The organism is Staphylococcus rostri (genome assembly GCF_002902145.1).
Classification (GTDB): domain Bacteria; phylum Bacillota; class Bacilli; order Staphylococcales; family Staphylococcaceae; genus Staphylococcus; species Staphylococcus rostri.
In genome coordinates this window covers 1-20,312 of the sequence record NZ_PPRF01000121.1, presented here as the reverse complement: position 1 = coordinate 20,312, position 20,312 = coordinate 1, and the positions used below count along the sequence as shown (strand labels likewise).

Here is a 20,312-nt window from a genome sequence, read left to right as displayed (position 1 = left end):
TTTTGCCGGGGTGGCGGAACTGGCAGACGCACAGGACTTAAAATCCTGCGGTAAGTGATTACCGTACCGGTTCGATTCCGGTCCTCGGCACCATTAAGAATATGCGCCCGTAGCTCAACTGGATAGAGCGTTTGACTACGGATCAAGAGGTTATGGGTTCGACTCCTATCGGGCGCGCTACAATTCTTTTCGGGAAGTAGCTCAGCTTGGTAGAGCACTTGGTTTGGGACCAAGGGGTCGCAGGTTCAAATCCTGTCTTCCCGACTTACTTAAATAATATTTGGGGGCTTAGCTCAGCTGGGAGAGCGCCTGCTTTGCACGCAGGAGGTCAGCGGTTCGATCCCGCTAGTCTCCACCATTTAAACTTAATACGTAACAACTACATATGGCGGCGTAGCTCAGCTGGCTAGAGCGTACGGTTCATACCCGTGAGGTCGGGGGTTCGATCCCCTCCGCCGCCACTAATTATTAGTTGATAGAAATTATTATTAGGACCTTTAGCTCAGTTGGTTAGAGCTAACGGCTCATAACCGTTCGGTCGCAGGTTCGAGTCCTGCAAGGTCCATATAATTATGGAGGAATACCCAAGTCTGGCTGAAGGGATCGGTCTTGAAAACCGACAGGGGCTTAACGGCTCGCGGGGGTTCGAATCCCTCTTCCTCCGCCATTTATATTTAATTTCTATTAGCGCGGGATGGAGCAGTTCGGTAGCTCGTCGGGCTCATAACCCGAAGGTCGGTGGTTCAAATCCGCCTCCCGCAATATTTTTAAGTGGTCCCGTAGTGGAGCGGTTTAACACGCCTGCCTGTCACGCAGGAGATCGCGGGTTCGATTCCCGTCGGGACCGCCATTATTATGGTTCAGTAGCTCAGTCGGTAGAGCAAAGGACTGAAAATCCTTGTGTCGGCGGTTCGATTCCGTCCTGAACCACCATTTTTTATTTTTAGCCGGCCTAGCTCAATTGGTAGAGCAACTGACTTGTAATCAGTAGGTTGGGGGTTCAAGTCCTCTGGCCGGCACCATTCTTTGGAGGGGTAGCGAAGTGGCTAAACGCGGCGGACTGTAAATCCGCTCCTTCGGGTTCGGCAGTTCGAATCTGCCCCCCTCCACCATCCTTAATAGGGGCATAGTTCAACGGTAGAATAGAGGTCTCCAAAACCTTTGATGTGGGTTCGATTCCTACTGCCCCTGCCATGGCGGCTGTGGCGAAGTGGTTAACGCATCGGATTGTGGTTCCGACACTCGTGGGTTCGATTCCCATCAGCCGCCCTTAAAGTTATTATTATTGGGCTATAGCCAAGCGGTAAGGCAACGGACTTTGACTCCGTCACTCGCTGGTTCGAATCCAGCTAGCCCAGTTCCTTTTGGCGGCATAGCCAAGTGGTAAGGCCGGGGTCTGCAAAACCCCTATTCACCGGTTCAAATCCGGTTGCCGCCTCCATTATTACGCATGCGGGAATAGTTTAATTCTAGAACACTTTCCTTCCCGGAAAGAGGTACAGGTGTAAGTCCTGTTTTCCGCTCCATATTTATTATGCGGGAGTATTTCAATTTCAGAATACTTTCCTTCCCGGAAAGAGATATAGGTGCAAGTCCTATCTTCCGCTCCATAATTTAATTTAAATGTATACCGAACCAGCACAACAAGCATTGAATGTTGTGAAGATGGACGGTTTTTTTGTTGTTTTAAGTAATGAATAGGTATAGATTTTGGTTCTACATTTTTGTGGTGGGATGGCATGATTAGCCATTCCGCCCTTTTTATATGCAAAAAGCGCTCATGCCTCTATAATTTTAAGTGACCAAACCCAAATTAAAGGAGGCATGATGCGCCTATGTGTAATGATATCTTAAAACTACTCAAAATAAGGGGAAATATTCAAAAACATGAATAAGATGAAGATGTAGAGGGGCATGGTCAGCTTTCTACAGTGATTTACGTTACTTTATCTACTTCACTTACTGTATGATTAGCTATTCTGCCTTTTTAAAAGGGGTATCTTGTACCTGATACTCGATAAAGTATTTTTTTCATCTCTTCACTAAATGACAGGAGCAACTTACATGATTTAGAGTTGCAACAAACCACCATATTTTATTTTTTGTATGATCCCAAACCTTAATTAACTAATGCACCATATACACTTGTTACTAATGAAGAAGATGACTTTATATATTTAATTAGAACATTGTGGCCGATTATTATACATTACCTAACACAGTTAATCGCTTTATTCAAAAGGCTACTAAATGACCATCGAGCTACATCAGTTAATCTAAAGGTGACTGTCATCACAATCTTCCTCGATACTAATATTGCCACTCATTAAAAGCTTAGGATAAATAGAAGATATTTAACTGGTTTTGTAGTGGCAAACTATCTAGCCCCGTACTAATGAAGCAAATATAAAATGGTTAGTTGTATTTAAGCTACAGATTAATAGTATTACAACCTTCTTATTATTGAAAATATCCCAAAAATCTACTAGAGCAACAGCAGGAAATATAACTTATGACTTTGTAATCTTACTTAAAAGGAATATTGTGCGTTTGATATAAGAAGGAAATAGTAGAGACACAACGCGATTGCATCAATATCTTCGCGTGTACTTTTCAGAACATAAAAAAGGTGATACATCTCAAAATATGAAATGTATCACCTTATTAGTAGTACCGATGGTCGGGGTCGAACCGACACGTCCTAATGGACACGGGATTTTGAGTCCCGCGCGTCTGCCAATTCCGCCACATCGGCATAATAACGAGATAAACGTTATCTCCTAGCAAAATCGCATATATGTATTATATTACGTTCATACTGTTTCGTCAACAATTTTTAAAATAAATCATATTGATTAAATTCTTAAGTTTTTATAGCCGAAATGTCATGAAAATTGATACATTGTTTATTGTAGCGCATGAGGTTTTGTATTATTATAAACGTATTATTATTAAGGAGGATGTTTTAGTGGGAAAGGCAGAGAGTAGTAGTGGAAAGCAGTTTATTAATAACATACTAAATGCTGTTGGGGCGGGCGTAGTTATTGCTTTGTTACCGAACGCATTATTGGGAGAGTTATTAAAGTTTTTTAAAGATGGTAATGAAGCATTAGAACTGATTTATCAACTGGTTATCGTCATTCAATCGTTTATGGCATTTATTATAGGTGTTGTAGCAGCCCACATGTTCAAGTTCTCAGGACCTGGTTCAGTATTTGTAGGTACATCAGCCATGTTAGGTTCGGGTGCAGTTGTATTTGAAAACGGTACAATCATGTTACAAGGGATTGGTGATGTAATCAATGTCATGATTATTGTAACGTTTGCCTGTGCATTATTTATGTTATTGCGCGGTAAGTTTGGATCATTAGAATTGATTATTTTACCAGTTGTGATACCTGTTCTTTCGGGTTATCTCGGCTTACTGATTTTACCGTATGTACGTAAAGTAACGAGTACATTAGGTGCAATGGTGCAGTCATTTACAGATTTAAATCCAATGTTAATGAGTGTGTTGATTACCATTACATTCGCATTGTTGATGGTAACACCTATTTCGGTTGTTGCGATTGCTACGGCGATTTCTTTGACAGGCTTAGGTAGTGGTGCTGGAAATATGGGAATTGTTGCGGCATGTGTCACGTTCTTATTCGGTTCATTAACAGTGAATAAAGCAGGCGTTAATATTGTGTTATTAATCGGTGCTGCAAAAATGATGATTCCTGTATATTTAAAACATCCAATTATTATGATACCACTGATTATTAATGGTACGATTGGTGGATTATTGGCTTATTTTGTAGGGATTAAAGGAACACCAATGTCTGCAGGATTTGGCTATACAGGTTTAGTAGGACCTATCAATGCATTTAACCGTATGGATGGTGACCCAATGATGAATGCATTATTGTTATTGTTTGCATACTTTATCATTCCATTTACGATGGCGTTTTTCGTTCATCAAATTTGTAAACGTATCTTACCAGGTTATTCAGATGACATTTATCGTTTTGAATTACCGAAACAATAAAAGCATATAAGTAATACTAAAAATCGTTATTGTTTTTCAATTTGAGAGACAATAGCGTTTTTTTTGAAAACAGTATTGCATAAAATTACAGTTATATGTATAATAATTAATATCTCAAGAGGGGGTTGTGCGATGAAGTATATACAAAAGTTTGGATGCATCATTTTCGTCTTAGCCATTTTAATGTCAACTTTACCTATTAGCAGGGATGTACATGCTGCTGATGAAAAGTGGAAGCAAATTAAGGAACGTGGGGAGTTACGTGTCGGTTTATCTGCGGATTACGCACCGATGGAATTTGAACGTACAATTAATGGTAAGCGTGAATATGCAGGGATTGATATAGAGTTAGCAAAAAAGATTGCGAAAGATAATGGATTAAAATTAACAATTGTTAACATGCAGTTTGACAGTTTATTAGGTGCTTTGAAAACTGGAAAAATTGATATGATTATTTCTGGTATGACACCAACTTCAGAGCGTGAAAAAGAAGTTGATTTTTCAGATTCATACATGACTGTTAAACAAACGGTTGTTGTTCGAAAACAAGATAAAGACAAATATCAAACATTGGATGATTTAACAGGTAAACGTATCGGTGCCCAAAAACAAACAACGCAAGAAGAACTGGCACAAACAGAAATTAAAGATGCGGATGTACAATCACTGACACGACTACCTGAAGTTATTTTATCGTTGAAGAGTAACAAAATTGATGGTGTAGTCATGGATAGTGCGGTTGCAGATGCATATCTCAAACAAAACAGTGACTTAACAATTTCTAAAGTATCATTTGCAAATTCTGAAAAACAAACAGCGGTTGCTGTTCCGAAAGAGTCACCAGAACTTTTGGCAAAGGTGAATGAAACAGTTGCTGAGGTCAAAGATCAAAATTTAATTGATAAATATGCAGAAAAGGCTGCACAAGCGATGAAAAATGATGGTAGCTTTTTCAGTAAATACGGTACTTTCTTTATTACAGGATTAAAAAATACGATTTTAATTTCTGTTATCGGGGTGTTGTTAGGTGCGGTATTTGGTGCATTGTTTGCATTGATGAAGATAAGTAGCATTAAGCCATTGAAATGGTTGGCATCAGTGTATATCGAATTTTTGAGAGGGACACCATTGCTCGTGCAAGTATTCTTAGTATATTTTGGTACAACGGCTGTACTCGGGCTTGATATTTCAGCATTTATTTGCGGTACGATTGCACTTGTCATTAACTGTTCGGCATACATTGCGGAGATTATTCGTGCAGGTATCAATGCAGTGGACAAAGGGCAAATGGAAGCGGCGAGAAGTTTAGGTTTGAGTTATGGTCAGACGATGAAAACGGTCATTATGCCACAAGCGATTAAAAATATTTTACCAGCATTGGGGAATGAATTTGTTACAGTTATTAAAGAATCATCAATTGTTTCAGTAATTGGTGTAAGTGAGATTATGTTTAACTCACAAGTTGTACAGGGTGCATCTTTTGACCCATTCACACCATTGCTCATTGCAGCGGTATTGTATTTCATCTTAACGTTTATGCTTTCACGTCTAATGAATTACTTTGAAGGGAGATTGAGCGTCAGTGATTAAAATTAATAATTTACACAAGTCTTTTGGCAAAAATGAAGTATTGACAGGTATTAACCTAGAAGTATCAAAAGGTGAAGTTGTCGCAATTATCGGTCCTTCAGGTAGCGGGAAAAGTACATTGTTGAGATGTATGAATCTGTTGGAGACACCGACGAAAGGCAATGTCATTTTTGAAGGTAAGGATTTAACAGCGAAAGAGACAAATGTGGATGAATTGAGACAAGATATGGGCATGGTATTCCAAAATTTCAATTTATTCCCTCATAAAAAAGTGATTGATAACATTATTTTGGCACCGTCATTATTGAAAAAAGGAGACCAAGCGTCTTTAAAAAAACAAGCGTTAGAATTATTGGACAAAGTTGGCTTGAAAGATCGTGCGGATGCTTTTCCAAATCAATTGTCTGGTGGTCAAAAACAGAGGGTTGCGATTGCGCGTGCATTAGCGATGAATCCCAATGTGTTACTGTTTGATGAACCGACATCAGCATTGGATCCGGAAGTGGTTGGAGAGGTACTGAACGTTATGACGGATCTTGCCAAAGAAGGTATGACAATGATTGTTGTAACACATGAAATGGGCTTTGCAAAAAATGTAAGTGACAGAGTGGTATTTATGGCGGATGGTGTCGTTGTTGAAGATGATACACCTGAGAACATTTTTGAAAATCCGCAACATCAACGTACACAAAACTTCTTAAGTCGTGTGCTATAGCAATACTTATAATCTCAAGTATGACGTTATTTTAAATGTCTGCTTGAGATTTTTATTTGCAGTTAAAATTTGAACGATGCGTGGTCAAGTTGTTACGTGCTGGTGTCTTAAAATATGTTAAAATAGTAGAGTAACTTTTGAGAGGTGACAAATATGGATGTTGCACAGTTGAAGGCGGACATCATTGATTATGCGCATACGATTGGTATCGACAGTATTGGCTTTACAACTGCTGATCCATTTGATGAGTTAAAACAAAAACTGATAGAGTATCATGCGAAAGGCTATGCGTCTGGTTTTGAACCGGATGATATTGAGATGCGCGTCGATCCTAAGTTGTCGATGTCGTCGGCACGTTCCATTATTGCAATTGCGGTTGGCTATCCGAATCGCTTACCTAATGCACCGAAAAGTAAACGTGGCGAACGTAGAGGGATTTTTGCACGTGCGTCATGGGGACAAGATTATCACAGTATTATGCGTAAGCGTCTTGATGCGTTAGGTGCCTATATTAAAGAACGCGTACCTGATGTTGAGATGATGTCAATGGTTGATACAGGTGTGCTTTCTGATCGTGCGGTGGCAGAACGGGCTGGATTAGGTTATACCGGCCGGAATGGTTTTGTGATTAATCCGGATTTAGGAACTTGGACGTATTTAGGTGAAATGCTTGTGAGTATTCCATTTCCACCCGATGACCCGATTATGGATAGTTGTGGTTCGTGCACAATTTGTGTAGACCGTTGTCCAACAGGGGCTCTAGTTGGGGATGGTCAATTGAACAGTCAAAAATGTGTAAGTTTCTTAACACAGACCAAGGGCTATATGCCAGATCAGTATCGTTATAAAATTGGTAATCGCTTGTATGGTTGTGATACGTGTCAGCAAGTTTGTCCGAGAAATAGAGGCATTAACACGCAACATGATGATATTGTATTAGAACCTGAAATATTGAAGCCGCGTTTGGTACCATTACTTAAAATGAGTAACAAAGAATTTAAGGCAACATATGGTCATCTGGCAGGGGCTTGGCGTGGTAAAAAACCGATACAACGCAATGCGATTTTGGCACTTGCACATTTTAAAGAAACAGAAGCGATACCTGAGTTGAAGGATGTTGCAGAAAATGATCCGAGACCGATGATGCGTGCAACGGCGTATTGGGCGATTGGTCAAATACTGGAAGATGAAGCGGAATCTTATATTATGTCACGTTATGACTCAGAAATAGAAGAAGTACAAGTTGAAATGAAAAAAGGACTAGAAACGAGGAGAACAACACTATGACAATTCATGTTGTGTTATATCAACCTGAAATACCAGCGAACACTGGAAATATCGCACGTACATGTGCAGCAACAGATACGAAATTACATTTAATTCGACCTTTAGGATTTAGTACAGATGATAAAATGTTACGCCGTGCAGGGTTGGATTATTGGAAATATGTCGATATTACGTATTATGACAGCATTGAAGAATTTTTCGAAAAAAAGAATGGTACGTACTATTTATTGACGAAATTTGGTTCTAAAAATCATACATCATTAGACTTTTCAAATACAGAAACAGATCATTACTTTATTTTTGGTAAAGAAACAACAGGTTTACCAAGCTGGGTGAAAGATAAATATGAAAATACAGCGTTACGTATTCCTATGAATGACAACGTACGCGCACTCAATTTATCAAATACTGCAGCGATTTTAATTTATGAAGCATTACGTCAACAAGACTATCCGGGATTACAATAATAGGAAGAAGAAGGGATTGTTATGACAAAGATGTATGTAATACAAGGTGGACGTATTTATACGGAAGATGGTGTGATTCAAAATGGTCATCTCATAGTGAAAGATGGACGCATTCATCAGATTAAACATTTTCCGTATCAAGGGCCATTAGATGTCATTGATGCATCAGACCAACATATTTTACCTGGTTTTATTGATATTCACATTCATGGCGGCTATGGACATGATGTGATGGACGCGTCTGTTGAAGGCTTTGCTGCGCTGTCTAAAGGCTTGTTAAGTGAAGGGACGACGAGTTACCTTGCTACAACGATGACACAATCAGAAGAAGCGATTCATACAGCACTGAAAGCTGTGACTACATATGCTGAGCAGGCGAAAACGACACCAGACAAGCCAGCTGCAGAAATATTAGGTGTCCATTTGGAAGGACCTTTCATTTCTGAACATAAGGTGGGTGCGCAAAATCCAGCATTTGTACAGCGTCCGTCCGTGCAACAAGTTAAAGAATTCCAACAGTCAGCGAATGGAATGATTAAAATTATGACTTATGCGCCGGAAGTTGAAGGGGCACAAGAAACGCTAAAAGCATTAAGCAATGAGATAATCTTTTCAATTGGGCATACAGTTGCGACGTATGAACAGGCGAATGAAGCGGTCGATAATGGTGCGAAACATGTGACGCATTTGTACAATGCCGCAACAGCTTTTGCACATCGTGAGCCGGGCGTATTTGGTGCAGCGTGGACGAATCCATTTTTACATACAGAATTGATTGTAGATGGTATTCATGCACATCCAGCTGCCGTCGATGTGGCATATCGTATGAAAGGAAATCACGCCTTTTATTTAATTACAGATGCGATGCGTGCGAAAGGCTTACAAGATGGTGAGTATGACTTAGGTGGTCAGAATGTTATTGTAAAAGGCAAGGAAGCGCGTTTAGCAAGTGGTGCGCTGGCAGGTAGTATTTTAAAAATGAATGATGGTTTGCGTAATTTATTAAAATATACGAACGCATCATTAGAAGATTTATGGCGTGTAACAAGTTATAATCAAGCTAAGGCGTTAAATATTTTGTCGCATAAAGGTAGTTTGACAGAAGGTAAAGATGCAGATATTGTTATTTTGAATGATAATATCGATGTTTTAACAACAATTAAATCAGGGTATGTAGTGAATAATATTGATAATAAGTAAGCATAATTGAGGAGTGGACGACGATGGCAATGAACTTTAAAATTTTCAAAGATCAAGAGACAGCTGCAACGTTTGTGGCGGATATTTTAAGAAAACAATTCAACAATAATTCAACAACAATCGCGGGTATTCATTTAAAAGAAGACAGTGTACCTGTTGATGAAGCGTTAAAGCAAAATGTTGAAAAGAATCCAGTTGATTTTAGTCAAATTCACATTTTAGACTATGACCAAAAGACGGCATTTTATAAAGCATTAGGTGTGCCAGAAAAGCAAATTCATGAAATTCCTGAAGATGAAAAAGTAGAAGCATTTATTAAACGACATGCTAAAACAAAAGAAAATAAAGGCAAATTAACAATGCAAGTTGTAACAATTGGTACAGATGGTAGCATCGGTATTCCAATGAATGATGGTGTATTGACAGCTCGTGAAGTGGTGCTTGTTTTAACAGGTAGCGAAAAAGCAGAAGTTGTACGTAAATTGTATGCAGAAAATGGTAATACGACGTTTGTGCCATCTAGCTTAAAATCACATCGCATGGTGAATGTAGTTTTAGATGAAGCGGCAGCGCAAGGTTTACCTGAAGATGTAAGAGCTTATTTCACAGCACGTTTTGCATAATAGTAAGGAGGTTATGTCATGAATAAACAAGAAAATGAACATGGCATGGTGGACAGCTTTGAAGAAGTTGTTGAATTAGGCAAAGAGATGGAACAAATCTCTGAAGAAAATGACGAAGAAAAGTATGATCAATCGCATGAAGAAACAGTTCGTAGTGATCGAGACACAAACAAATAAGTGATGCACGAAAAAAGTTAGTGGCTGAATTCATAGTCGCTAGCTTTTATTTTATGTGCAAACGAACAAACTATGTGGAATTATTTTGTTTACTTGCGATTTCTAGAAAGTGCATAAATGGTTGTAATTTTGTCACTGTGAATGTGTGTGGGATGTGATAAAATAGTGGGGACTTTACAAACTAAAATTAGGTGACAAATATGAAAATATATCGATACTGGGTTCCGTTACTAATTGTTTCAACGCTTGTAAACTTACTCTCTATTAAAGGCTTTCCATTAGCAGTGGGGACATTGTACTTGCCGGTACTTTTTAAAGTCGTTCAATTACAAATGAACCTATCTAAAGGACTCGTTGATGATACGGTGACGCCGGACACTTTTATTCATAGCAATCAAAAAGGGATTATCATCAGCGTAGTATGCTGTATTGCGATTACAATTGGTCTATATATTTACTTAGATCATTTCTACGCAAGTCTCAATGGTGTATGGGCACTTCTTGTTCGAATGAGTCCATTATCTGTTGTAATTGGTGGTATTTTATACATTTTAACAGCCATTGCCGTTGTACAAGCAGTAAAACAACGTTATCAAACGCATGAATAGTTCGAAGCGTATGAGGCTGGGACATAACTTTAAGCACTGGGAAACCGATAAACGGTGTCCCAAAAGCAGGATTTTCGACAGAACTGCCACGATTTCGGCAAAATAAAAAAGCAATTTTGCTCATCGTTCGGTTCTGCTCAAATCCTAAGCGCTTTTGTCCCAACCTTGTGCGTTTTTTTATTATATAAGTGGGTATGATAATGTGAGAAAAATATGTATGATTTTTACTGATTAAACACGAGATGTAATTGAATGAATATTTCGTTTAATGCTATAATTTAAGTGAAGAGATGAAACATAAATAATAAAGGGGTCGAGTAATATGTCAGTAAGAATTGAACATGATACATTTGGAGAAATCGAAGTACCAGCAGATAAATATTGGGGTGCGCAAACACAACGTAGTAAGCAAAACTTCCCAGTTGGTAAAGAAAAAATGCCAATCGAAGTTGTATATGGTTTCGCACAATTAAAACGTGCTGCAGCGCTTGCAAACAATGAGTTAGGCAAGTTAAGCGACGCGAAAAAAGATGCGATTGTTTACGCATGTGACCGTATTTTAGCTGGAGAGCTAGATGAACACTTCCCATTAGTTGTATGGCAAACGGGTAGTGGTACGCAAAGTAACATGAACGTCAATGAAGTGGTAAGTTTTGTTGCGAATGAATATTTAGCAGAACAAGGTAGTGACGAAAAGATTCATCCGAACGATGATGTCAACAAGTCGCAAAGTTCTAACGATACATTCCCAACAGCAATGCACGTTGCAATTTATCATGAAATTGAACAAAAGTTAGTGCCGGCATTAAAAGGTTTACGTGACACTTTCTATAAAAAAGAACAAGCATATCAAGACATTATTAAAATCGGACGTACGCATTTACAAGATGCAACACCGATTACACTTGGTCAAGAAATCAGTGGTTGGCGCTATATGTTAGATGTTTGTGAGCAATTACTTGCAGATTCTAAAAAACACATTTTAAATTTAGCGATTGGTGGTACAGCCGTTGGTACGGGTATCAACGCGCATCCAGAATTTGGTGACAAAGTAGCCGCAAATATTTCAAAAAATACAGGCTATCCATTTGTATCTTCACCAAATAAATTCCATGCGTTAACGGCTCATGATGAAGTTGTTCAATTACACGGTAGTCTTAAAGCGCTTGCAGGGGACTTAATGAAGATTGCGAACGATGTGAGATGGTTGGCGTCTGGTCCTCGTGCCGGTTTAGCTGAAATTTCAATTCCTGAAAATGAGCCGGGCTCATCTATCATGCCAGGTAAAGTTAACCCAACACAATGTGAAATGTTAACAATGGTAGCTGTACAAGTGATGGGTAACGATACGGTTGTCGGCGTGTCAAGCTCACAAGGTAACTTTGAATTGAATGTGTTTAAACCAGTAATTCTTCATAACACACTGCAATCTATTTATTTATTAGCAGATGGTATGAATACATTTAATGAAAATTGTGCAGTAGGTATTGAACCAATCGAGGCACACATTGACAATTACTTGAACCAATCATTGATGTTAGTAACAGCATTGAACCCACATATCGGTTATGAAAATGCAGCATCAATTGCTAAAAAAGCACATAGAGAAGGATTGACACTAAAAGAAGCGGCAATTCAATCTGGTCATTTAACAGAAGAACAGTTTGAAGCATGGATTCGTCCAGCCGACATGGTTCATCCTAAATAATTGAGGAGGCAACACGTACGTATGGAACGTAACGGCTTAATAGATATTGGATCTAACACGATTCGTCTTGTTATTTTTGAGTTCAATCATGACACAGGATTAACCGAGATCCAAAATATCAAAACACCCGCACGTTTAAGTCAATACTTGGACGATGATGGGAACATGCACGAAGATGGGATTAAAGTATTAGTCACAGCATTACAAAGCTTTAAGAAGGTTGCGCAAGCATTTGAAGTCACTACGCTGTATCCAATTGCGACAGCAGCGATTCGACAATCTAACAACCGAGATGCGATTATCAAGCATGTCAAAAAGGAAGTAGGCATTGACATTATTTTAATTCCTGAAGAAGACGAAGCATTTTACGGCTCATACGCTGTAACACATACGACTGATATTCAAGACGGTGTCACTGTCGATATTGGTGGTGGCTCAACGGAATTGACGTACTTCAAAAACAAAAAAATTAAGCACGCCATTAGCTTCCCATTCGGTGTCGTAACGCTGACGCGCATGTTTTTTGATGGCAAACAACATAATGATAAAGATGCACTCAAAAAAATGGAGAAGTTTCTTAAAAAATCCTTTAGCAAAGCGGATTGGATTGTGGATAAAAAGGTCACATTGGTGGGTATTGGGGGATCAGCACGTAACTGTGCACGTATCCATCAAGCGTTACGTCATTATCCAATAGCAGGTGTCCATGGTTACACAATGTCTCATGACGATTTGACAGAAGTCTACGAGACACTAAAGTCTTATTCACGAGACGAACTAGTCAATTTAGATGGACTCAGTCGTGATCGCATGGACATCATTGTACCGGCCGTTGTAGTTTTTAACGTCCTTTACGATATTATTCAAGCACAATCGTTTACTTTCTCACGCAAAGGGATTCGTGAAGGCTTCATCATGCACCAAGTTGCGCAGTCACATCGTGGAGAATTTAAAAAAGAAAATGTTCAAAGTGACGCATTACGTCATTTGGCAAACGAATACAAAATTGAACCATCTGGCGCGATACAACGCCAAAAGCTTGCTGAAGCACTTTTAGAACAACTTTCAGCACAAGGTAAGTTGAAAGTTGATGAGTCAGTGAAACAACGCTTTTTACAAGCTGCCTATCTCTACTATTTAGGGAAGTTTATCGATTCAGATTCAAGTTCGCAACATACGTACTACATTATTGCTAACTCAAGCATTAACGGCCTATCACATAAAGAACGCGTGCGCCTTGCATTGCTCACAAGTTTTAAAAATAAGTCGTTATTAAAGCAATATAGCGGTGAGACGCATTGGTTTTCAGATGATGAACTCAGTGATATTCAAGCGCTAGGAGGCATTATCAAATTCGTCAATGCACTCAACATTTCAAATACCAATACGGTAAACCAAGTTGAATTAACAAGTGATGCAGATCAATATCAGTTAAATGTCTTTTACCAAGGTGAACCGATTGCTGAGATTTATCAATCAAATCGTCAGAAAAAGCACATTGAGAAGATATTGAAAGGTAAACTTAACATTCAATTTATAAAAAATTAGTTTTTGCATATTAAAGTGTAATGATAAGTGATTATGTAATGACTGCCGAGAGAATAAAGATTGACGTTGAAATAGGGGCATACAATCGCATATATGCTATGTTGATGCCCCGTTCACCGTTGACGGAGGTCTTAATTAGTATCACAACGTAATGATCAGGCATATAGAATGAGGTGGAGGAAGACAGTGACAAATAATAATTTAAAAATTGATATTAATGACCCTAGCTTTTACAACAATCGAGAAGTAAGTTGGCTTGATTTCAACTATCGAGTGCTGCAAGAAGCGTGTGATAAGACAAATCCGTTGTTAGAACGACTCAACTTTATTGCAATCGGTAGTTCCAATTTAGATGAATTTTTCATGGTACGTGTTGCAGGTTTAAAAGACCAAGTGAAGATGGGCTATGATAAACCTGAAAATAAATCGCAACTCACACCATCAGAACAATTACAAGCGATTGAACGAAAGAATCGTAAAAATGTCGCTTTTCAATATCATCGTTTTAATGAATTGATGGAAGAGTTAAAAGAATATGATGTCTATTTAACAAAGCCAGATGAATTAGACGAAGCTTTAAAAGAGCGTTTAGAAACTATCTTCTTAAACGAAATTTTACCGACATTGACGCCACTAGGTATTGACGCATATCGTCCATTTCCGAAATTGAACAACAAAACATTAAATATTTTTGTAGATATTGATACAGGAAATGAAGTAAATTCTGCAATCGTACAAATTCCAACATTATTAGATCGTTTTACGACAATTAATGATGGTAACAAACACTATATCATTTTGATTGAAGATATTATTTCGCATTTCATGGGCTATTTATTTAGAGGCTATGAAATTCTGAATACTTACACATTTCGAATTACGCGTAATGCAGATTTAATGATTCATGAAGATGATGCGGAAGACTTGCTCATCGAGATTGAACGCTTTTTGAAAGAACGAAAAAGTGGTGCGGCTGTTCGCTTAGAAATTGATAATCGTGGACAACAAGACTTAGAAATGGATTGGTTGATTGATACATTAGAACTTACACCTGAAGACGTCTATTATACAGATGGACCACTCGATTTAACGATGGTGTTTGAGTTAGTCGGCCATCTATCAAACAAACTCAAAGACTTAAAATATCCACGTTATACGCCACAAGTACCACAATCATTAGGCGATAACAATGTCTACGATTTGGCATTGAAGCAAGATATCTTTTTCCATCATCCATACGAGTCATTTAATCCAATTGTCGACTTTATCAAAGAAGCGTCTGAAGATCCAAATACGATGGCTATCAAGCAAACGTTGTATCGTGTAAGTAGCGATTCGCCGATTATTGAAGCACTTAAAAATGCTGCTGAAAACGGTAAGCAAGTCACAGTACTTGTTGAGTTGAAAGCACGTTTCGATGAAGAAAACAATGTGCATTGGGCACGTATGTTGGAAGAAGCTGGATGCCATGTTATGTATGGTATGACGCATTTGAAAACACATAGTAAGATTACGTTAGTTGTTAAGCGTATCAATGGTGAACTAGTTCCATTCGTCCATTTAGGTACGGGTAACTACAACGATAAAACAGCAAAACTTTATACAGATATGGGTATCATCACAACAAATAAAAAAATCGCGCAAGATGCGATGAGTTTCTTTAATTATTTAAGTGGCTATTCAATTAAACCAGATTATCAAGAATTAATCGTTGCACCATATGAAATTCGTGACTTATTTATCGAGCGTATTGATGAAGAAATCGAAAGTCATAAGAAGCATGGTAATGGTAAAATGATGATGAAAATGAACTCATTAACTGATAAAGCATTGATTATGAAGTTGTTTGAAGCATCACAAGCGGGTGTGAAAGTACAATTGATTATTCGAGGTATTTGTTGCTTGAAACCAGGAATTCCTGGCGTGAGTGAGAATATCGAAGTAGTGAGTATCGTTGGCCGTTTACTTGAACATTCACGTATTTACTATTTCCATAATAACGGTGACGCACGCATTTATCTATCATCTGCAGATATGATGACACGTAATATGATTAAGCGTGTAGAGATTTTATTCCCAGTATTGAATAAAGATATTGCGAAACGTCTTGTAGATTATATGGATTTACAACTATCAGACAACCAAAAAGGCCGTTATCAAGATCGTTATGGTGTCTATCATTATGTTGAAAATGATTTAGCGCCACTAAACGCACAAGAATATTTAATGAATGAAGCGATGGAATTCGGCATTCAATTAAAAAAAGATAATATTGTTGAAGCGGGACAACCTGTACGTGCATCATCTAGCTGGGTGCGTCGGTTTCGCAACAAACTCAAACGATAAATAACAAAAAAGTTCGCGTATGTCGGTTAAGACATAGGCGAACTTTTTTGTTTATTCTACATCATCTAATGACACAGAAACAGTCTCTTGCGTAAAAGGATGTACAAATTCAATTTGATAACTTTCCAATTTTAATTGGCGTAACGTTGCGTCACTGTACAGTGGATCACCAAGAACAGGGTGGCCAATCTCAGCAAGGTGCACACGAATTTGGTGCGTACGTCCTGTATCGAGCTTAACGTAAAGCTGACACACACCCTCTTTGATCATTTCTGATTTGATGATATGTGTGACTGCACGTTGGCCTGTTGGCGATACACGGCGTTTATTCGGGTGAAACTTGTCTTTACCAATCGGCATATCAATTGTTTGCGGCTTAATTGGTAATAGACTTTTGACTTGCGCACGATAAATACGATGAATGTCGTTATCTTCCAACATACGGTCTAAAATCTTTTTAACAAGTGGATTTTTCGCTACAATCAGCAAGCCTACCGTTTCTTGGTCAAGGCGATGAATCGGCTCGACATAAGGACAATCTAAAGTATAAATCACATGATTCATCAATGTATTACTTTCTTTCAAATCATTCGGGTGGGTCTTAACACCTTTAGGTTTCAATACAATCGCAAGGTAATCATCTTCATATACAATATTTGCATAACGATAGCTCGGTAAATATTGACTTTTTGCATCTGATGCAGGTAATTCAACTTTATCACCCGTATGCACGGTCGAATTTAATGTTCCAGCGTCACCGTTAATCGTAATTTCTTTAGACATATTGAGTTGATGTAATTCTTTTTTGGGTAATTTTAAAGCTTGAAACATGGCTCTTAATGTCATGTTATCAAATTGTTGAGGGATAAAAATCTTCATAATAGCCTCCTTAAGTCTTTCTATCATACCACAAAACAAGGCGTACTGTGACCAGTCCATATATTTTTCACAATAATTGAGAATATGTATAATGTAAGTGATGACGATAGGGGAGATGTATAAATGGAGAAACCCACAAGATTAGCATTATTAAAAGAAATTGCTGAATTTTTGAATGAAGAAACGGAACTTCAGTCGATGATGGATGGTGCCTTAGATTATTTGATAGAAGGCAGTGATTTTACAACAGGTTGGATTTTCTTTATTGATGAGACAGGTGCACATTCGTTAGCGGCGCATCGTAGTCTGCCTCAAGCGTTGATGAACGATCATTGTAAGTATATGACAGAAGGAACTTGTTGGTGTGTTCAATCCTATCACAATAAGAAGTTGACAAAAGCCTCCAATATTATTAGCTGTTCACGGATTAATTTGGCAAGTCGTGAATTTGCGTCAGAAACTGAAGATATTACGCATCATGCGACCGTGCCGTTAAAGTCAGGGACTGAACAGTTTGGTTTGTTAAATGTTGCGACACCACATACACAACATTATAGTGATGAAGATCTTGAATTGTTGGAGTCCGTAGCCTTTCAAATTGGCTCGGCGATTAAACGGATTGAGCTGACAAATCAAGAAAAGGAAGCGGCAAGAATTAATGAACGCAATCGTTTAGCACGTGACTTGCATGACTCCGTGAACCAAATGTTGTTTTCATTGAAGTTAACAGCCCATGCAGCGGGACAAATGGCACAAGATGATGTGTCTAAACGTGCTTTTTCACAAATTGAAGTGACGAGCCAGAATGCGGTAAATGAAATGCGTGCGCTTATTTGGCAACTAAAGCCAGTGGGATTGGAAAAAGGGTTAGTCCACGCATTAAAACAATATGCGGCATTAATTGATATTCAAGTGCATGTATCCATTTCGGGGCTTATTGACCTAGAAAACAAAATTGAAACGAATGTCTATCGCATTATACAAGAAGCGATGAATAATACGAAAAAGCATGCAGGCACTGATGAGATATTTGTGGTGTTCTCTCAAGATGACGAAAAGTTTGAGCTGGAAATTCGTGATAATGGTGTTGGATTTGATCCACAAGCAATTGATGTGCGCGCGAGCCATGGTTTATTAAATATAAAACAGCGTGTAAAATTATTAAACGGTACGATGATGTTAGATACAAAGGCTGGGACACGTATACATATTCAAGTCCCTTATACACATGAAAATTGGGGGAATGTATAAATGGCGAAAGTTGCAATTGTAGATGATCATTATATTGTGAGACAAGGCCTTGAATTTTTGCTGTCTACGAGAGAATCGATGGAGGTTGTTGGAAGTTTCAGTACGGGGCAGGCATTATTAGACGCATTGGTAGAAGGAGAATGTACCCCTGAGCTCGTGCTCGTCGACTTAGTTATGCCGGAAATGAATGGGATTACACTCATACAACATTTAAAGCGACATCACGCCGCGTTAAAAATCTTAGTACTAACGAGTTACGTTGATGAAGAACACGTAATTTCAGCTATGCATGAAGGTGCTGACGGCTATGAAATGAAAGATGTTGAACCTGAACGTCTGATTGAGTCGATACAGCGTGTATTGGATGGTCAAACAGTGATTCATAAAGAGGCGCAGCAAGTGATGGAAGTTGTGAATAATAAGCCACACAATCAAAATAAATTATCCAAACGTGAAACAGAAGTTTTAAAGGAAATGGCGAAAGGTAAAACAAACAAGGAGATTGCGGACACACTCTTTGTATCGGAAAAAACGATTAAAACGCATGTCAGTCATATTTTAGCGAAACTTGAAGTGACAGATCGCACGCAGGCCGCCTTGTATGCGATGTCTAATCATTTAATATAATATGAAAGAAATCCCTGAATCTAGACGTTGTGATACGTATAGGTTCAGGGATTTTTGGTTCAATATTTAGCTATGAGGGTGGCTGTCATTCATAAGTGGTCCATAAGGTTCAATATGGACGATAGTTTCAACTTCGCCTATGTTTTCCTTTAATTTTGATTCTACTTGATCAGAAATCTCATGACTTTCAACAACTGTTAAATGCGGATTAACAGCAATGGTTACATCAATAAATGAAATCATTCCATGACTGCGCGCTTTAATATCTCTAATTTCACGAATATCAGGAATAGAGGCAATACATTCATGAATATATGATAATTCTTCCTCATCATAACCATCTGTTAATGTAATCGCCGTTTCTTTAAAAATATCTATGCTTGTTTTCATAATTAATAAGCCGATAACAATTGCGGCTAAGGTATCTAACATCGGAACACCTAAATACACACCGATGATACCAATGACAGTCCCTAATGATACGAGTGCGTCAGAAAGATTATCATAACTTGCTGCTTTTAGCGCACTACTTTTCACTTTATGTGCCAAGCGACGATTATAAAGAAAGACAGCAAACATAATGAAACTTGAGATTAAACCAACGACTACAGCTGACTGACTAGGTTGATGAAACTGACCTTGATAAAAATGCTGTACACCGGTCACAATGACTTGAATACTCACCGCAAACATAATGAAAGATGCGATTAATGCAGCAATGAACTCAGAGCGATAATGACCATAAGGGTGGTTGTTATCGACAGGTTTCATGGAAATATGTAGGGCGATTAAAATTGCGATAGAGCTAATGACATCGGTAGCGTTATTAATGCCGTCTGCCATCAAACCACGACTATCGGCAATCCAGCCATAAAAAACTTTAAGAAATGTCAAAAATGTATATGTAATAATGCTAAGCCATGCGCCTTTTTTAGCTTGTGTAATTTTATAATCCAACTGCATGTATGGACACCTCAAGATAAAAGTTAAATACTACAACATTTCGATATTGACTAAAAAATTGGTGATTATGTAAATAAAGCATAGTCAAATATAAAAGATAGATACATTATCATACCATTAATGATTATACGCAATCAAATGCTATTTTGATTTGCAATATTTTATTATTCAATCAAAACGTAAAGAAAGCAAATGAAAATCACGTTGCAAAATTACTAATTTTCTGATTATAATTAATTTAGGGCTGATTATATAATATAACTACCTTATAGAAAGGATTAGACATTTATGGG

Annotated in this window: 16 protein-coding genes and 19 tRNA genes; 32 read left to right on the top strand and 3 right to left on the bottom strand. The window is 38.2% G+C overall.

Features of this window, described 5'->3' with window-relative positions; all coding sequences use genetic code 11:
* The first annotated feature begins 4 nt into the window (after window positions 1-4).
* The 18 genes from CD122_RS11270 (at window position 5) to CD122_RS12060 (ending at window position 1,610) form a co-directional block, all read left to right on the top strand.
* A tRNA-Leu gene (locus CD122_RS11270) sits at window positions 5-93 on the top strand.
* A 10-nt stretch (window positions 94-103) separates the two neighbouring features.
* A tRNA-Arg gene (locus CD122_RS11265) sits at window positions 104-177 on the top strand.
* A 13-nt stretch (window positions 178-190) separates the two neighbouring features.
* Window positions 191-264 (top strand) — tRNA-Pro (locus CD122_RS11260).
* A gap of 18 nt (window positions 265-282) precedes the next feature.
* A tRNA-Ala gene (locus tag CD122_RS11255) sits at window positions 283-358 on the top strand.
* Between the two features lie 29 nt (window positions 359-387).
* Window positions 388-461, top strand: a tRNA-Met gene (locus CD122_RS11250).
* A 30-nt stretch (window positions 462-491) separates the two neighbouring features.
* Window positions 492-565 (top strand) — tRNA-Ile (locus CD122_RS11245).
* Between the two features lie 9 nt (window positions 566-574).
* A tRNA-Ser gene (locus CD122_RS11240) sits at window positions 575-667 on the top strand.
* A 21-nt stretch (window positions 668-688) separates the two neighbouring features.
* Window positions 689-762 (top strand) — tRNA-Met (locus tag CD122_RS11235).
* 11 nt (window positions 763-773) lie between these two features.
* A tRNA-Asp gene (locus CD122_RS11230) sits at window positions 774-850 on the top strand.
* Between the two features lie 7 nt (window positions 851-857).
* Window positions 858-933: transfer RNA gene (locus CD122_RS11225), tRNA-Phe, on the top strand.
* A gap of 13 nt (window positions 934-946) precedes the next feature.
* Window positions 947-1,022 (top strand) — tRNA-Thr (locus CD122_RS11220).
* Between the two features lie 6 nt (window positions 1,023-1,028).
* Window positions 1,029-1,112: transfer RNA gene (locus tag CD122_RS11215), tRNA-Tyr, on the top strand.
* 8 nt (window positions 1,113-1,120) lie between these two features.
* A tRNA-Trp gene (locus CD122_RS11210) sits at window positions 1,121-1,194 on the top strand.
* Between the two features lie 2 nt (window positions 1,195-1,196).
* A tRNA-His gene (locus CD122_RS11205) sits at window positions 1,197-1,269 on the top strand.
* 17 nt (window positions 1,270-1,286) lie between these two features.
* Window positions 1,287-1,358: transfer RNA gene (locus CD122_RS11200), tRNA-Gln, on the top strand.
* Between the two features lie 8 nt (window positions 1,359-1,366).
* Window positions 1,367-1,441: transfer RNA gene (locus CD122_RS11195), tRNA-Cys, on the top strand.
* A gap of 11 nt (window positions 1,442-1,452) precedes the next feature.
* A tRNA-Gly gene (locus CD122_RS12065) sits at window positions 1,453-1,526 on the top strand.
* A 10-nt stretch (window positions 1,527-1,536) separates the two neighbouring features.
* Window positions 1,537-1,610: transfer RNA gene (locus tag CD122_RS12060), tRNA-Gly, on the top strand.
* Window positions 1,611-2,671: 1,061 nt separating this feature from the next.
* Here the strand turns inward: CD122_RS12060 and CD122_RS11190 are convergent.
* Window positions 2,672-2,755 (bottom strand) — tRNA-Leu (locus CD122_RS11190).
* 213 nt (window positions 2,756-2,968) lie between these two features.
* Here CD122_RS11190 and CD122_RS11185 point away from each other — a divergent pair.
* From CD122_RS11185 to CD122_RS11135, 12 genes are all read left to right on the top strand, one after another.
* On the top strand, window positions 2,969-4,030 hold the full coding sequence (locus CD122_RS11185; RefSeq protein ID WP_240624166.1) for a PTS sugar transporter subunit IIC: 1,062 nt from the start codon (window positions 2,969-2,971) through the stop codon (window positions 4,028-4,030).
* Window positions 4,031-4,162: 132 nt separating this feature from the next.
* Complete coding sequence (locus tag CD122_RS11180; protein ID WP_103359025.1) at window positions 4,163-5,620, top strand: ABC transporter substrate-binding protein/permease; 1,458 nt, start codon at window positions 4,163-4,165, stop codon at window positions 5,618-5,620.
* Complete coding sequence (locus CD122_RS11175) at window positions 5,613-6,335, top strand: amino acid ABC transporter ATP-binding protein (protein WP_103359024.1); 723 nt, start codon at window positions 5,613-5,615, stop codon at window positions 6,333-6,335. The genes CD122_RS11180 and CD122_RS11175 overlap by 8 nt, the downstream gene beginning before the upstream one ends.
* A gap of 153 nt (window positions 6,336-6,488) precedes the next feature.
* Entirely contained in the window at window positions 6,489-7,622 is a 1,134-nt protein-coding gene (gene queG, locus CD122_RS11170) for a tRNA epoxyqueuosine(34) reductase QueG (protein WP_103359023.1), read from the top strand.
* Window positions 7,619-8,089 carry a tRNA (uridine(34)/cytosine(34)/5-carboxymethylaminomethyluridine(34)-2'-O)-methyltransferase TrmL gene (gene trmL, locus CD122_RS11165; protein WP_103359022.1) on the top strand — a complete coding sequence of 157 codons (471 nt, stop codon included), beginning with the start codon at window positions 7,619-7,621 and terminating at the stop codon, window positions 8,087-8,089. Before queG ends, trmL begins: the two co-directional genes overlap by 4 nt.
* A 21-nt stretch (window positions 8,090-8,110) precedes the next feature.
* Window positions 8,111-9,289, top strand: coding sequence for an N-acetylglucosamine-6-phosphate deacetylase (nagA, locus tag CD122_RS11160; RefSeq protein WP_103359021.1), 1,179 nt, complete (start codon window positions 8,111-8,113; stop codon window positions 9,287-9,289).
* A gap of 23 nt (window positions 9,290-9,312) precedes the next feature.
* On the top strand, window positions 9,313-9,912 hold the full coding sequence (locus CD122_RS11155; protein WP_103359020.1) for a 6-phosphogluconolactonase: 600 nt from the start codon (window positions 9,313-9,315) through the stop codon (window positions 9,910-9,912).
* A gap of 18 nt (window positions 9,913-9,930) precedes the next feature.
* Entirely contained in the window at window positions 9,931-10,089 is a 159-nt protein-coding gene (locus CD122_RS12055; RefSeq protein ID WP_169926520.1) for an SAS053 family DNA gyrase inhibitor, read from the top strand.
* Window positions 10,090-10,289: 200 nt separating this feature from the next.
* Entirely contained in the window at window positions 10,290-10,697 is a 408-nt protein-coding gene (locus tag CD122_RS11150; protein WP_103359019.1) for a hypothetical protein, read from the top strand.
* Window positions 10,698-11,019: 322 nt separating this feature from the next.
* Entirely contained in the window at window positions 11,020-12,405 is a 1,386-nt protein-coding gene (gene fumC / locus CD122_RS11145; protein ID WP_103359018.1) for a class II fumarate hydratase, read from the top strand.
* A 21-nt stretch (window positions 12,406-12,426) separates the two neighbouring features.
* Entirely contained in the window at window positions 12,427-13,953 is a 1,527-nt protein-coding gene (ppx, locus tag CD122_RS11140; protein WP_103359017.1) for an exopolyphosphatase, read from the top strand.
* 168 nt (window positions 13,954-14,121) lie between these two features.
* The gene (locus CD122_RS11135) at window positions 14,122-16,299 is read left to right on the top strand and encodes an RNA degradosome polyphosphate kinase (protein WP_103359016.1); all 2,178 of its coding nucleotides are present in this window, start codon (window positions 14,122-14,124) and stop codon (window positions 16,297-16,299) included.
* 51 nt (window positions 16,300-16,350) lie between these two features.
* Here CD122_RS11135 and CD122_RS11130 read toward each other — a convergent pair whose 3' ends face one another.
* Window positions 16,351-17,178, bottom strand: a complete 828-nt coding sequence (locus CD122_RS11130) for an RluA family pseudouridine synthase (protein WP_103359015.1) — start codon at window positions 17,176-17,178, stop codon at window positions 16,351-16,353.
* A gap of 123 nt (window positions 17,179-17,301) precedes the next feature.
* Between CD122_RS11130 and CD122_RS11125 the strand changes: the two genes are divergently transcribed.
* Complete coding sequence (locus tag CD122_RS11125; RefSeq protein ID WP_103359014.1) at window positions 17,302-18,429, top strand: GAF domain-containing sensor histidine kinase; 1,128 nt, start codon at window positions 17,302-17,304, stop codon at window positions 18,427-18,429.
* Window positions 18,430-19,056, top strand: a complete 627-nt coding sequence (locus CD122_RS11120; protein WP_103359013.1) for a response regulator — start codon at window positions 18,430-18,432, stop codon at window positions 19,054-19,056. It abuts the gene before it with no gap.
* 66 nt (window positions 19,057-19,122) lie between these two features.
* Here CD122_RS11120 and CD122_RS11115 read toward each other — a convergent pair whose 3' ends face one another.
* Window positions 19,123-20,019 (bottom strand): cation diffusion facilitator family transporter, encoded by an 897-nt coding sequence (locus tag CD122_RS11115; protein ID WP_103359012.1) that lies wholly within the window; start codon window positions 20,017-20,019, stop codon window positions 19,123-19,125.
* Window positions 20,020-20,312: the final 293 nt, after the last annotated feature.

What these genes read in the sequence shown, in the direction of transcription:
- CD122_RS11180 (WP_103359025.1), top strand. Translation starts at nt 4,163, where the DNA reads ATGAAGTATATACAAAAGTTTGGATGCATCATTTTCGTCTTAGCCATT.
- queG (WP_103359023.1), top strand. Translation starts at nt 6,489, where the DNA reads ATGGATGTTGCACAGTTGAAGGCGGACATCATTGATTATGCGCATACG.
- trmL (WP_103359022.1), top strand. Translation starts at nt 7,619, where the DNA reads ATGACAATTCATGTTGTGTTATATCAACCTGAAATACCAGCGAACACT.
- nagA (WP_103359021.1), top strand. Translation starts at nt 8,111, where the DNA reads ATGACAAAGATGTATGTAATACAAGGTGGACGTATTTATACGGAAGAT.
- CD122_RS11155 (WP_103359020.1), top strand. Translation starts at nt 9,313, where the DNA reads ATGGCAATGAACTTTAAAATTTTCAAAGATCAAGAGACAGCTGCAACG.
- CD122_RS12055 (WP_169926520.1), top strand. Translation starts at nt 9,931, where the DNA reads ATGAATAAACAAGAAAATGAACATGGCATGGTGGACAGCTTTGAAGAA.
- CD122_RS11150 (WP_103359019.1), top strand. Translation starts at nt 10,290, where the DNA reads ATGAAAATATATCGATACTGGGTTCCGTTACTAATTGTTTCAACGCTT.
- fumC (WP_103359018.1), top strand. Translation starts at nt 11,020, where the DNA reads ATGTCAGTAAGAATTGAACATGATACATTTGGAGAAATCGAAGTACCA.
- ppx (WP_103359017.1), top strand. Translation starts at nt 12,427, where the DNA reads ATGGAACGTAACGGCTTAATAGATATTGGATCTAACACGATTCGTCTT.
- CD122_RS11135 (WP_103359016.1), top strand. Translation starts at nt 14,122, where the DNA reads ATGAGGTGGAGGAAGACAGTGACAAATAATAATTTAAAAATTGATATT.
- CD122_RS11130 (WP_103359015.1), bottom strand. Translation starts at nt 17,178, where the DNA reads ATGAAGATTTTTATCCCTCAACAATTTGATAACATGACATTAAGAGCC.
- CD122_RS11125 (WP_103359014.1), top strand. Translation starts at nt 17,302, where the DNA reads ATGGAGAAACCCACAAGATTAGCATTATTAAAAGAAATTGCTGAATTT.
- CD122_RS11120 (WP_103359013.1), top strand. Translation starts at nt 18,430, where the DNA reads ATGGCGAAAGTTGCAATTGTAGATGATCATTATATTGTGAGACAAGGC.
- CD122_RS11115 (WP_103359012.1), bottom strand. Translation starts at nt 20,019, where the DNA reads ATGCAGTTGGATTATAAAATTACACAAGCTAAAAAAGGCGCATGGCTT.